Here is a 12,246-nt window from a genome sequence, read left to right as displayed (position 1 = left end):
GTTTTTTTGTTTGAAGAGTTAAATGAAAATGTCAGCGATGGAACGACACTAGGTTAGTGTATTCATTCAGTGCTAAAGTGCGTGCTGATATTAAAGCGCGAACTAAAGTTAAAGTGCAATTTAAGGTTACAATACGTTCTAAGGCTACAATACGCTCTCAAGGCAGACTAAAGAAGGTAAGGCATGGCAGGTTTAAGTTTATTAACGTTATTGGATGATATTGCATCGGTTTTAGATGACGTTGCGGTGATGTCAAAGGTTGCGGCTAAAAAGACAGCGGGTGTATTAGGCGATGATTTAGCTTTAAATGCGCAGCAGGTTACTGGTGTACGAGCAGAAAGAGAGATCCCGGTGGTATGGGGGGTCGCAAAAGGTTCCTTTAAGAATAAGCTTATTCTCGTGCCATCGGCGTTGATTGTCAGTGCGTTAGCCCCCTGGCTTATTATGCCGGTGTTATTAGTGGGCGGTTTGTATCTGTGTTATGAAGGTGCTGAAAAAGTTTTAGAGAAATATCTGCCTCACCATCATCAACCTCATGAAACAGAGAACCAAGAATCAGAGCCTGAAGATCTGGTTGCGTATGAGAAAAAGAAAATTAAAGGCGCCATCCGCACCGATTTTATTCTTTCACTAGAAATTATCGTGATCGCCTTAGGGATTGTTCAAGGCCATCCGCAATTGACGCAAATTGTGGTGGTGAGCTTAATTGCTTTTATCATGACTTGCGGTGTATACGGCTTAGTTGCTGGTATCGTCAAACTGGATGATCTGGGATTTTATTTACAACGAAAAAGTGCAGGCCAAGGCGCGATGAACCTCATCGGTAATGGTTTGGTTGCCGCTGCGCCTAAGCTAATGAAAGTATTAACCGTAGTTGGAACCGTCGCAATGTTTCTAGTCGGTGGTGGCATTATTGAACATACGATACCGGCAGTGCATCATTTCACAGTTGGTATTCATCACAGTGTGGCGACATTACCTTTGGTGGGGTCGGTATTACCATTCATTATTACCGGTATTCTAGGGTTGGCAGCGGGCGCGTTTTTGGTCGGTATTTTTACTTTGTTTGGTAAAGTGAAAGACCGAATTCAAAACAATTAGTGCATATAAGCCGTAGCCTCTAAAGCCACCAATATCAAAAGCAAAAGTATCGGCTGCTACAAAGCGATAAATACCAACTATCCTTACTAAATAGCGTGTCAGTTTTTTAGGTGTAGGAGGGCGTAATGAAAGGATTAATTGCGCCTTGCTATGTTGGTGAAAAAAAACATGTTGGCGAAAAAAACGATGCCTATTGGAAAAGCAATACTGGCTGGAAAATAGGGATTTGGTTGCTGCTGATTTTAGTGACCGGTTGCAGCGCTTTATCGACTCAACCGACTACTCATTCACTTAATTCTGATCTTCACGCCCACTCAGATCCTCAAGATTACGGTCATCAATCTGAGTTAATTAAATCTGCGTCATTCATTTCACCAGAAGTCGAAGCCATGCAAACGGTGGAGCGTCATTGCCAAGTGATTAACACCGCCCTCGATTTTCCGGTTTACTGCCAATTAACGACTAAATCTGATGTCTATGAATTGGATTTATCGTTTAGCCATTACGACAGCTCGCAGCTTTATTTAATGATGTTATCACATGGGTTAATTATGCCTTATTGTCATGCGGTTAATCTGCATCAAGCTGAAGGCCATGTGGTCGTGACGATTTTTGCTACTCAAATCCAACGCCAGTACGATTGTAAAACTAGCCGTTGGCAAGAGTGGACTCCTATTGCTAAGCCTGCTCATTCGCCTTTTGTGGTGTTCTTAAAACAATGCCGTACTTGGGGGGATGAACACCCCAATGATTTCCAATGTAATGTAGATTGGTATGAATACGTACCGATATTGGTTTTTACGTTTGGAGATATGAAGTCGGTAAGTGAGTTAAATCGTGGTCAAACCAATAGTTTTATTCAGTCGTTTTGTCAGGCCGGTTTGAAAGAGTTCGGTGAAGCGTTATACCTACTTGAAGTGCCGAGCTTTAATCTGGCGAAAATGAAGCACTGTGGTTCGAAGACGGAAACAGAATGGTTTTCGATGGATGAAGCAGCAGGCGGGCTTTCTGACGAGAATATAATTTAAGTATAAGTATTATAATGCTTAACGATTAGCCGAGTGATGTAAATGATTCGGCTAATCGTTATATAGTATGACGAGCGCCAAGCTAAATTACGCGTTTACGATGTCTTGTTCTAAATATTGAATGATGTCGTTAGATTCATACATCCAAGTCACTTCACCTTCTTTTTCAATGCGTAGGCAAGGTACTTTTACGCGACCGCCACCGTCTAGCAGTGTCTGGCGATGCGGTTCAACTTTAGCATCTCTTAGTTCGATCTTTAGGCTATTACGCTTCATTGCGCGACGAACTTTGACGCAAAATGGGCAAGCATCAAATTGGTAAAGCGCGAGATGTTGAGTTCGCTCATTGATTACTTGTTGAGCTTCCGGGGGACGCTTTACGCCGCGTGGTGAAAAGATAAAGTTGAGTAATAAAATGATGCGACCAAGGATCCAGCGAATAACAGCCATGTCATTGTCCTTTTGATGATGTTGGAGAGTGGGCGGCATAATAAAGCAAGTGTTGAATATTCAAAAGAGAATACGAGTAACTTGTGTTACAAGGCACAAAAAAAGCTGATCGTTATCGCGATCAGCTTTTCAATTTTTATCGGATTATAGTGCTTTTAGGTAATCAATAATCGCGTCTGATTCATACATCCAAGTGATTTCACCTGCCTGCTCGATGCGTAGGCATGGTACTTGTCCTTTACCGCCACCGTTAACTTGTTCTTCACGGTACTCAGGATTTTGACGAGTATCACGTAGCTCAATATTAATACCTAACTCTACCATTGCACGACGTACTTTTTGGCAATACGGGCAAGTTTCAAAATGGTATAACGCCAGTCCTTGAGTATTTTTCTCAGTCATTATTTTCTCCTAATGATTAAATCTTAATATTGCTTAACCCAATCAAATCGATATAGGCATTATTGCATTGGTATTTGGTCGAAAGTTCATCTTCTGCTTTAAACTTAGACACGCCTTGCTCACGAGAAATTTCAGCCAATCGGTTATTCACCAAAGCTTTGTAGGTTTCGCTATAGCTATACCATTGAGTTTCGTAGTTCTTTATCAAATAAGCACCGATTTTATAGCTGTCTTCCGTATGGAGATAACTGCATACAAAATAACGAGCGACATCTGAATCTGACAATCTTTCCGGTGTGGCCGCATGGGTTGAAAAGGCCAGCATCAAAGGAAGTGCTAATGCGCACAGGCGAACAGTTAACAAACGAAGCATCCGTGTTCCTTAATAGAGTTATTTTCTGGATTCATCATAACAAACAAGTGAGACAAAAAAACAAGTTCCCTATATTTTGCTATGACTCTTGCAAGGTTTCCCAATTAATTTCACATTGTTTGTCATCACTTGAGACATAAGCGGTATTGCCCGACAGCATCACCCCTAAATCTAAGGTTCTGGCGGTCATTTGGCTGAAGGCCTGAATACCTTGATGTTCTAAACGCACAACGGTTGCTTTGAGTTGCGCAAATTTCGATTCATTTTGCTTCCACCACACATCTGATTTGGTGTTAAAGCTGTATACTTTGACTTGTTTAGCGAGGCGAGTGGCTTTTTTGATGCGTTCCGGGTCCGGTTCGCCCGCTTCAATCCAAAGCTCAATTTGGTCATCCAGTGTTTTTAACCAGATATCAGGCTCTTCAATGCTGGATAAGCCTTTAGTAAATTGTAATTCTTGGCTGGCATTTAAACAGAAGGCAATAAGGCGCGCCATCATGCGATCTTCACTTTCTGAAGGGTGTTGCGCAATAGTCAGATTAAAAGAATCATAGTAATCACGATTCATGTCAGTAAGTGCGATACGAAATTTATATATAGTGGGTTTTAAAGCCATGAGAAACCAACATTAAGAAAAAGAGTAGTGATTGTACGTGAATAAAAAAAATACCCAAGTAGATTGGTTCTTCTCCTCAAACATCTTTATTAATCAAGGCCTAAAATGTCACCTTTAACCGATTTAGATTTACATGAAACGCATTTCCTGCTCGCCTGCCCGGTAGGGTTTGATTATGACTTTATGTTGGACTTTCTTCATCCGCGTATCATTGAAGGCGTTGAGTGTGTAACCCAAGGCAAATACGCGCGCAGTTTTCGTTTTGAAAATCCGCAAACAGTGGATGGCTATATCAATGGTTATTTTGAGGTGGAATACCAATCCGCCGAGAACGCTCTAGCGGTAAAAGTGGTGTGTGATGATGAGCTTGGCTTTGAAATCGTGCAACAACGTGTACGTTTTATGTTTGATCTTGATACCGATATGCAAGCGATTGAACACCAGTTACAAGCTGACTCCGTTCTGCAACGAGGATTTGTTGATCATCGAGTGCCTCGAATGCCTAAAGCGTTTGATGCTTTTGAGTTTTGTATTCGAGCGATTCTTGGTCAGCAAGTCTCAGTAAAAGCGGCGACAACCCTAGCTAAACGTATCGCGCATTCGACTCAATTAACGACGCCAAAAAGCTTTCCCGTAGGTATCGATTTCTTTTTTCCGCAGTGTAATGATTTACTCAATCACAGTTTTGATGGTTTAGGCTTAACGTCATCTCGAATTGCCACCTTACAAGTGGTGATTGGCGCGTTACAAAATGATGAAATCTCTTTGGATAAGGCGCAAGTATTTGAAGAGTTTCTCACGCAATGGACCGCGCTGAAAGGGGTTGGACCTTGGACGGCTAATTATCTCGCGATGCGTGGTTTAGGCATTCAAGATAGCTTTCCAGATAAAGATCTTGGCGTATTAAAAGCGCTAGCAATCGATGGTCAATATCCCGCCAGGAAAGCCGTATTAGAGCAAGCAAAAGCATGGCAACCATATCGCGCTTACGCTACATTATGTTTATGGAATGGATTAGGACATTAACCACATGACAACCAAAATCAATAACACTTGGTATTATCAAACCTTCACCACTCAAGCTTGTGATGTCACCTTAGTTGGCAGTGATGAGGGTTTGCATATCTTGCACCTAGAAACGGGCGCGGGCAAAAAAGATGGTTTTCAAGTTGAGCCAAATTGGGTAGAAGATACGGCACGTTTTTCGGATGTGAAACAGCAAGTGATCGAATACTTTGCTGGTAAGCGGGTTGAGTTTGATTTCACCACACCATTGCAGCATAAAGGTACGGATTTTCAACAAAGTGTTTGGCATGCGCTTAATCAAATCAAAACCGGCAGTACTTGTCGCTATATGGATATTGCACAACAGATTAACAATCCTAAAGCGGTGCGTGCGGTTGGTGCAGCTATCGGGCGTAATCCGATTCCAATTATTATTCCCTGCCACCGTGTTGTCGGGGCAGATGGTAGCTTAACCGGTTTTGCTCATGGTCTTGAAATGAAAAGAATGTTGCTGGATCTAGAAGGAGTAAAATAACCGAATGTACGCAACCGTATTTTAGCCGCTGATTGATATTCTGAAGGTATGACTTGGGATATAAGCAGCGGTTTTTTTGATGCTCTTACCATCCATTTCAAAACTTCGCTCGCAAAATTATGCAAACGTTTGCTTTTTGCATTACAATGCCGCCTTCATTTTCTTAATTAGGTGAGTTATGCAATTGTTTATTCGTATGATGATGGTGTGTGCGACTATGCTGAGCGCAGCATTCATGAGTGTTGGAGCTCAAGCAACTGGGATGGCTAGTGTGTCGGTTGCTGGTAATAGTAAGCCACTACAGCCGATTATTATTCAAGGCCCAATGCCGATTGAAGCGCAACATTTTGCGGCACTTTTAAAAGACGTTTCAATTGAAAAAACTGGATCATTTGTTTTCTATAAAGGCACATTAAACGGCTACCCAGTCATCGTGAGCCAAACTGGAAAAGGGTTAGAGAATACGGCAGCTGCAACAGCGATTGCGATTGAGCGCTATAAGCCGCTTGCGATTATCAACCAAGGTACCTCTGGTGGTCATGATCCTAAACTGGCCGTGGGCGACATTGTGTTAGGTCAACGAGTCGTCAATATTGGCAACTTGAAAACACCAAGAAAAAAAGCGGGTGAAGGTTCGAATTCATTGACGTGGATTCCAATGGATATCATGGCCTCTTCAGGCAGCGCAGGCTCAGATGATGCTAACAAGATCCGTTATTATCAAGGTAGCCCTGAGTTGTTAGCGATTGCGAAACAAGTGAAATATCAGCACGGTAAAGTTGTTGAAGGAACGGTGGGTTCGGCTAACTTTTGGAACAGCGAGCTTGATCGTATTGCCTGGTTCCATGAAAATTTTGGTACCAGTGTTGAAGAAATGGAAGGCGCATCTGTGGCTCAAATCGCGGAAGCGTATAAAGTGCCATTTTTATCCATTCGTATCTTATCGAACAACATTACCAACGGTGGTCATTACGACCCGAATACTGCCAAGGAATGCCAAGCGTTTGTGAAAGATGTCATGGTGAAATACATCGAGACCTTGCAGAACTAAACAAAATTAGTTTTAGAATGGCGCTAAACGAGCCATAAAAATCAAGCCTTGAGTGAGACCATCATTCGAGGCTTGATTGTTTTAATGAGTACGATACAACTAAGCTAGAATCAGTAAGTTAATCCATAGCGCTAGAACACACATAAACGATCCCCAAAACGCCAACATGCGATGTCTTACATTGTTGGTGCCTAGGTGGATGTAGCTGTGCAGATAGCGGAAAACCACAAACAACCACGCGACAATCACGCCAAAGCTACTATCAATCTGTAGGCTGATATACAAAGTACATACCACATAAAATAGCACCGGTATTTCAAATAAATTGGCCAGATGTCGATTAGTCTTAATCACCATTTCTGGCAAATTTTCGCCTTGCATCAGCTGAAAATACTTCACACTGATTTGTTTGCTTTTCACGCTGTTAATACGCACTTTTAATGTGACGCATCCAACAATAAAAATCAGTAGTACCATTGCCGCCATTGGATAAAGCATAAATATTTTCCCTGTGAGTGTTTATGTTTAGATTAGAACAATTTAACCAATACGTAGTGTATGGGGTTTTGGATCGATTTGTGCCTTATCTTTTTTCTTCGTGATAGTATTTTTTATTAGTGTGAGAAATAAAGAGTTAACTATGGAAATGATTTATTTATTTGATTGGGGCGACACCTTAATGGTCGACAGCCTAGAGCAGAGCGGGCCAATGTGTGATTGGCCGGAAGTGAAGGCGGTAGATGGCGCTTTAGAAACATTAGCGCTCTTATCTAAACATCATCGTATTTATATTGCGACTAATGCGGCGGATTCTACTGAACGTGAGATTAAGCGAGCTTTTGAACGAGTGGGTTTAGCTCGGTATATCAATGGCTATTTTTGCCAATCTAATCTAGGCATAAGTAAAGGAACGCCAGCATTTTTTGATGCGATTGCTCAGAAGTTGGGAGTGAACCCAAACAAGCTCATTATGGTGGGTGATTCTTTCGGTAATGATATTATCCCCGCAATTTCCGCTGGTTTAAGTGCTATTTGGCTCGCACCTAATATAAATAGTACTCAATTAGCTGATGGTATTATTCAGGTGAGCGGCTTACGAGAAATAGGTCTTTAACGTAGATCTCTGATCAAACGGCGCTGAATCAGAGGGATTGGCATCATTTAGGAGCAAAATATGAATATGAAAGCATTTTCTAGCCTAGTCGGCTTGTCTTCTCATACTCTTCGATATTATGAAAAAATCGGTTTGCTGAAGAATATTCATCGAAATAGTAGTGGTCATCGTGAATATACAAATAAAGATTTAATCTGGATTGGCTTTGTGAAGCGATTAAAAGACACCGCGATGCCTCTAGATGAAATCTTACAGTATGCAAAGTTAAGAGAGCTGGGGGAGGAGTCGCTATTGGAACGGCAACACTTATTAGAACAGCATCAGCAAAACTTAAAAAAACATATTGATGAGCAACAGAAACACATGGCGGCTTTAGAGGAAAAAATTGGCCTATATAAAAATGGAAAAGTGAGTTGACTTAGAGTGAACTCTAACTTGTATGGTGTGCTTATTCTTAACTAAATAGGTACATAAACCATGCAAAAATCACGCTTTGAAATTGGGTTACAACTGCTGTCTGAAATTGATGGCCAAGCCGGACATAACGTTATCGAAAGCTTGCAAGATATTTGCCCCGATCTTGCTAAGTACACCATTGAATATCCTTTTGGCGACATTTATGCTCGTCCAGGTCTTGATCTGAAATCCCGAGAAATTGCTACTGTCGCGGCGCTTACTGCCTTGGGGAATTGCTCCCCTCAACTCAAAGTTCATTTGCATGCAGCATTGAATGTTGGATGTACGGAAGACGAAATAAAAGAAGTGATTATTCAAATGTCTGTTTATGCAGGTTTCCCCGCGGCACTGAATGGTATGTTTGCATTTAAAGAAGTGCTAGCCACCAGAAATGAACAAAACCCACAGACCTAAATCTGTGGGTTTTGTGTATTCAGCTTTTAAGTAACGCTAAGCCTACAGTCGTGGCAAGCTTAAATCAGCTGCATTGTGGTAATGCAGGTTCTTGCTTTATCGGCAGTGCTTAATACTTCGGTACTGGTTTTACCGTTATAAGTAAAAGTCACTTGTAAATTTGGGCGGTTCTTTGGCATCCATAGGTCAATGAAACCGTCTTTTTGTGTGGTGACTTGGCCGTACTTCAAGACCTTGTCACTATCCAAATCGACGATTTTGACCATCATGGTTTTTTCGACCATTTCACCTTGGCAGCCGGTTGGCACATGGTAGCCGCATGGGTGAGTTTGGTTTTCATAAGGCGCAATCGACAGTAAATGCTGATCTTTGGTTGGGATCTGAATTTGGCTGTTATCGTCAAATTTCGCCACTAGTACATCAGGCATCACTTGAATCGATGCGGTGCCTTTGCCGTGGTAGCTGTGCGCTTTTTCTAATGCTTGTGGGGCCGTTAAGCCTTCAAATTTATCGGCTTCATTGGCGAAGGTTGAAAAAGATAAAGCAGCGGCGAATGCGCCAGTTAATAACGTCGTGATAGTTAAACGTAAGTTCATTGTATTCTCCATAACACGCCCGTTTTTTGGGGTGTTTTTATTCAAAAGTTAAGTTTTTAATCGTGTTGATGTATTGAATTAAAACCAAACAGATTGAATGGGAGGGCGCGATAAATTCGGCAAAGTGAGATTCGGAATGGACTCGGTGTGATCGCTGTATTTTTGTGGGGACGATGGATGATTTCTGATGTCGAGGCTAGTCGGTAGCGCGGCATAGTTGCTCATGCAATTCGCGCAATGTTCATTACTATGCTTAGCGGAGTCGGAACACGGGAAATCGGCAGTTAGGCCAGTTTTAGCCATGCCAGTACAAGGTGATGCATGATGTTGAGCATCTGATTCAAGGGTATTGGAATGTTGGGCGGTTTGAACCATGGGCGCTGGTGAAATGGACGTAGCAGCACTCACACTTGAAAACACAATGGCAATCAAGGTAAACAACCATACCGCAGAATGTTGCAGTGTAGAGTAGTGCATAGTGAAAAAGCGACTCGCTAGCATGTCCATGAATAAGTGCCGATTATAAAGCTTCCTGCTAGGGGAAGGTCAATACCCTACGTAGTTGAAATTTTAGCTTTTTTGACGGTGTACATCCGTCCCAATTATTTAGATGGATTCAACATTGAAAGGCTAGATCTGAAACTTGCTTTTATCGCCAATATCATAGCGAAAAGGTTGTCTGAATTTCGCGATGCCAATGCTAAACAATAAAACACTCGATAAGCCCGCTGTGACATAAAATGCCGGAAGCCAAATCGGTAGTGCAAAGCACAGCCAAAATAGCACTAACACCAGTGGCGTAATACGAATCAACCGAATGCGGAAGCAATAGTATTCTTTAATCGAAAGCCCACACCACACTACGAGGCTGGCTCCAACCGCAATCGGCGTAAACCAGTTGGCGATAAATAAGCAGATTGCGAATAAGGCGCAGCTTTGAATAAACCAACGGATGGTTTTGTCATAAAGGTGCACACAGCTGCTTGCGATCAGCGCACTGACAATCAAAAGGGGAGCACCGTATTGCGCTAGCCCAAAACCAATCAGAGCAATCGCAATGGCTGACAATAAAAAGCACGAGCGATATACCGCTACGGTAGCGTAATCAATGCGGTCGAGTTTTTCTTCAAAATGAATATCAGCCATAACGATCTTCCTATTTAATGACTTTGTGAGCCCAATGTTGCCTATTGTGTTAGGTGACTTTTAGCGAACCAAAATATAATCGATCGCACCGGTAATTGCCGCCACTTGCGCGCGGTTACATTCCTCATCGGTCACTTTCGGGCTATCTGGATACACTTCTGTCGTGGTGCAGTATTGGCAATCGGTAAAGCCTGCACATAAGCCTAACGCGACCAATGGGTAGTTAATCACGCCGTCTTGCGTGACATCAGAGCCGATGATCTGATTGTGCTCATCAGCAGGCGCAATGTGCGTCACTTTACGTACCGAATCAATGATCGCTTTTTGCAGCTCATCATCTTGCTTTTCTGTATCGCCCACGGTGTAGAAACCATCAGGAATCGTGCCTTTCACATATTCAATACCATCACGAGCGGCAAGGGCTGGGCGAAATTCTAGCTCATCAGTATCGGTGGTTTCGTGTAGATCAATATGCGCTAAAATTGGCACACCAAGATCGGCCACCATGTTCATGACCGCAGCTGACTCTTGCGCCGGGCTATTCGCCACAAAGTTACGGTTTGGATCGAGTGCATCTGGGTTCCAGCGGTTAATCGTTTCATAACCCCAAGGGCTAACACACGGTGCGATCACAATATTGAATTGTTCTTGATAACGTGCCGCTTGTGTCTGAGCAAATAACAACGCGCCGTGTACGCCACTGGTTTCATAACCATGCACGCCACCGGTAATTAAAATCGTTGGGTTCGCTTGATTCCATTGCTTTGATTTTAAAACAAACAATGGGTAGCGGCTTTCACCGACTGGATTGTTGTCGTATTGCAATTGGCCATATTGAGCCACTTCAAAATCGCTGCTGAGCGCCTGTATTTTTGGCACCACTTCTTCAGAGTAAGAACGCTTGATAGTGGTTTGTTCAAGCCATTGGCGTTTTTCTAAATCGCCCCACGGTTGGCCTGGAGTGCCAATTGGAAATGCATTGGTCGCGTTCATGATAGATCCTTTGGTTTATTTTATTCTTTGGTTAACAAAACGGTATAGAAAACTGCATCTTACTGAAATGAGGGTATACACTAATCATGTTACCTTCATTGTTTATAGGCAAGATATGTTTAAGCGTTTGATTATTGTGGTTACTTTGCTCGTGCTAACCGGCTGCTCAACGCAGTTTTTTTATAATCGACTCGATTGGTTAGCCACGCAATATGTTGACCGTTATCTACCACTTAATGATGCGCAAGAAAGCATGGTAAAGCAATCAGTGATTGATGTTCGTCACTGGCATAGAACTCAAGAACTGCCTAAATACATTGCCCATATTGATCGATTGCTGACTTTGCAGCCACAAGACATTGGCCCGAAACAAGTGGAAGCGGAGTTCTTTCGCTTAAAAGCCTTCTCGGCGGAAGTGGCTGAGCAAGCAGTCCCTGAAATGTACAAATTATTCATGACATTAGATCAAGAACAAGCCGATGAATTGTTTGCTTCGTTAGATGAAAAATATCGCGATGAATTTGCCGATTATAAAGATTTATCAGAATCGGAAATGCGTGAAAAAACGGCCGAACGCATGACTGAAGCATTAGAGACTTGGCTAGGGGATTTATCGGAACAGCAAAAACAATGGGTTCAGCAATGGAGTCTGGAGCGTCCGGTCATGGCCAAAGATTGGTTTTACCAACAACAAACCAATAAATCAGAAGTACAAGTGCTGTTTTTGCAGCGTAATCCTTCCCCAGAGTTTAAACAAAAATTCGTCAAGACTTTGCTCAACCCTGAGCAACTTTATACCGCAGAATTTACTGAAAAGGTCACTCGTAATCGACAAGTGACCTTTCAGATGGTCAGCCAAGTCATTCAAGCAATGTCAGATAAGCAACTTGAGCATTATCATGAAAAATTACGAGATTGGCGCGATACCTTTTCTAGCCTGCTTGAAACTTCTTAACACTGTAACCT

General features: G+C 42.4%; 18 protein-coding genes. 9 read left to right on the top strand and 9 right to left on the bottom strand.

The window, feature by feature from the left end; translation table 11 throughout:
• The first annotated feature begins 183 nt into the window (after window positions 1-183).
• Window positions 184-1,101, top strand: a complete 918-nt coding sequence (locus tag VRUMOI_RS16875; RefSeq protein ID WP_089137800.1) for a DUF808 domain-containing protein — start codon at window positions 184-186, stop codon at window positions 1,099-1,101.
• Window positions 1,102-1,226: 125 nt separating this feature from the next.
• Window positions 1,227-2,129 (top strand): hypothetical protein, encoded by a 903-nt coding sequence (locus VRUMOI_RS16870; RefSeq protein ID WP_089137799.1) that lies wholly within the window; start codon window positions 1,227-1,229, stop codon window positions 2,127-2,129.
• An 87-nt stretch (window positions 2,130-2,216) separates the two neighbouring features.
• Here VRUMOI_RS16870 and VRUMOI_RS16865 read toward each other — a convergent pair whose 3' ends face one another.
• From VRUMOI_RS16865 to VRUMOI_RS16850, 4 genes are all read right to left on the bottom strand, one after another.
• Window positions 2,217-2,579, bottom strand: coding sequence for a glutathione S-transferase N-terminal domain-containing protein (locus VRUMOI_RS16865; RefSeq protein ID WP_089137798.1), 363 nt, complete (start codon window positions 2,577-2,579; stop codon window positions 2,217-2,219).
• Window positions 2,580-2,723: 144 nt separating this feature from the next.
• Window positions 2,724-2,981, bottom strand: a complete 258-nt coding sequence (locus VRUMOI_RS16860; RefSeq protein ID WP_089137797.1) for a glutathione S-transferase N-terminal domain-containing protein — start codon at window positions 2,979-2,981, stop codon at window positions 2,724-2,726.
• Window positions 2,982-2,997: 16 nt separating this feature from the next.
• Window positions 2,998-3,354, bottom strand: coding sequence for a hypothetical protein (locus VRUMOI_RS16855; protein WP_089137796.1), 357 nt, complete (start codon window positions 3,352-3,354; stop codon window positions 2,998-3,000).
• 79 nt (window positions 3,355-3,433) lie between these two features.
• Window positions 3,434-3,970, bottom strand: a complete 537-nt coding sequence (locus VRUMOI_RS16850) for a YaeQ family protein (protein WP_089137795.1) — start codon at window positions 3,968-3,970, stop codon at window positions 3,434-3,436.
• A gap of 105 nt (window positions 3,971-4,075) precedes the next feature.
• On the opposite strand from VRUMOI_RS16850, the gene VRUMOI_RS16845 reads away from it, so the two are divergent.
• The 3 genes from VRUMOI_RS16845 to VRUMOI_RS16835 all read left to right on the top strand — a co-directional run bounded on the left by VRUMOI_RS16845 (window position 4,076) and on the right by VRUMOI_RS16835 (window position 6,561).
• Window positions 4,076-4,996 (top strand): DNA-3-methyladenine glycosylase 2, encoded by a 921-nt coding sequence (locus VRUMOI_RS16845; RefSeq protein ID WP_089137794.1) that lies wholly within the window; start codon window positions 4,076-4,078, stop codon window positions 4,994-4,996.
• A 4-nt stretch (window positions 4,997-5,000) separates the two neighbouring features.
• Window positions 5,001-5,510, top strand: coding sequence for a methylated-DNA--[protein]-cysteine S-methyltransferase (locus tag VRUMOI_RS16840; protein ID WP_089137793.1), 510 nt, complete (start codon window positions 5,001-5,003; stop codon window positions 5,508-5,510).
• Window positions 5,511-5,688: 178 nt separating this feature from the next.
• The gene (locus VRUMOI_RS16835) at window positions 5,689-6,561 is read left to right on the top strand and encodes a 5'-methylthioadenosine/S-adenosylhomocysteine nucleosidase (RefSeq protein WP_231897532.1); all 873 of its coding nucleotides are present in this window, start codon (window positions 5,689-5,691) and stop codon (window positions 6,559-6,561) included.
• Between the two features lie 99 nt (window positions 6,562-6,660).
• Here the strand turns inward: VRUMOI_RS16835 and VRUMOI_RS16830 are convergent, their stop codons facing one another.
• The gene (locus VRUMOI_RS16830; protein WP_089137792.1) at window positions 6,661-7,059 is read right to left on the bottom strand and encodes an MAPEG family protein; all 399 of its coding nucleotides are present in this window, start codon (window positions 7,057-7,059) and stop codon (window positions 6,661-6,663) included.
• Window positions 7,060-7,201: 142 nt separating this feature from the next.
• Here VRUMOI_RS16830 and VRUMOI_RS16825 point away from each other — a divergent pair, with 142 nt between their 5' ends.
• The 3 genes from VRUMOI_RS16825 to VRUMOI_RS16815 are packed head-to-tail and all read left to right on the top strand — an operon-like array spanning window position 7,202 to window position 8,545.
• The gene (locus tag VRUMOI_RS16825; RefSeq protein ID WP_089137791.1) at window positions 7,202-7,675 is read left to right on the top strand and encodes an HAD family hydrolase; all 474 of its coding nucleotides are present in this window, start codon (window positions 7,202-7,204) and stop codon (window positions 7,673-7,675) included.
• Between the two features lie 60 nt (window positions 7,676-7,735).
• A complete protein-coding gene (locus tag VRUMOI_RS16820; protein ID WP_089137790.1) occupies window positions 7,736-8,092 on the top strand; it encodes a MerR family transcriptional regulator in 357 nt (118 codons plus the stop codon).
• 60 nt (window positions 8,093-8,152) lie between these two features.
• Window positions 8,153-8,545, top strand: coding sequence for a carboxymuconolactone decarboxylase family protein (locus VRUMOI_RS16815; RefSeq protein ID WP_089137789.1), 393 nt, complete (start codon window positions 8,153-8,155; stop codon window positions 8,543-8,545).
• Between the two features lie 59 nt (window positions 8,546-8,604).
• Here VRUMOI_RS16815 and VRUMOI_RS16810 read toward each other — a convergent pair whose 3' ends face one another.
• From VRUMOI_RS16810 to VRUMOI_RS16795, 4 genes are all read right to left on the bottom strand, one after another.
• The gene (locus VRUMOI_RS16810; RefSeq protein ID WP_089137788.1) at window positions 8,605-9,141 is read right to left on the bottom strand and encodes a CueP family metal-binding protein; all 537 of its coding nucleotides are present in this window, start codon (window positions 9,139-9,141) and stop codon (window positions 8,605-8,607) included.
• A gap of 78 nt (window positions 9,142-9,219) precedes the next feature.
• Complete coding sequence (locus VRUMOI_RS16805; RefSeq protein WP_089137787.1) at window positions 9,220-9,648, bottom strand: hypothetical protein; 429 nt, start codon at window positions 9,646-9,648, stop codon at window positions 9,220-9,222.
• A 123-nt stretch (window positions 9,649-9,771) separates the two neighbouring features.
• Window positions 9,772-10,287, bottom strand: a complete 516-nt coding sequence (locus tag VRUMOI_RS16800; RefSeq protein WP_089137786.1) for a DUF2301 domain-containing membrane protein — start codon at window positions 10,285-10,287, stop codon at window positions 9,772-9,774.
• A gap of 60 nt (window positions 10,288-10,347) precedes the next feature.
• On the bottom strand, window positions 10,348-11,280 hold the full coding sequence (locus VRUMOI_RS16795) for a M14 family metallopeptidase (RefSeq protein ID WP_089137785.1): 933 nt from the start codon (window positions 11,278-11,280) through the stop codon (window positions 10,348-10,350).
• A gap of 115 nt (window positions 11,281-11,395) precedes the next feature.
• Between VRUMOI_RS16795 and VRUMOI_RS16790 the strand changes: the two genes are divergently transcribed.
• The gene (locus VRUMOI_RS16790) at window positions 11,396-12,235 is read left to right on the top strand and encodes a DUF6279 family lipoprotein (protein ID WP_089137784.1); all 840 of its coding nucleotides are present in this window, start codon (window positions 11,396-11,398) and stop codon (window positions 12,233-12,235) included.
• The last annotated feature ends 11 nt before the right edge of the window (window positions 12,236-12,246 follow it).

The organism is Vibrio rumoiensis, assembly GCF_002218045.2.
Lineage (GTDB): Bacteria > Pseudomonadota > Gammaproteobacteria > Enterobacterales > Vibrionaceae > Vibrio > Vibrio rumoiensis.
The sequence above is the reverse complement of the archived record's forward strand: the minus strand, read 5'-3'. Positions and strand labels throughout refer to the sequence as shown.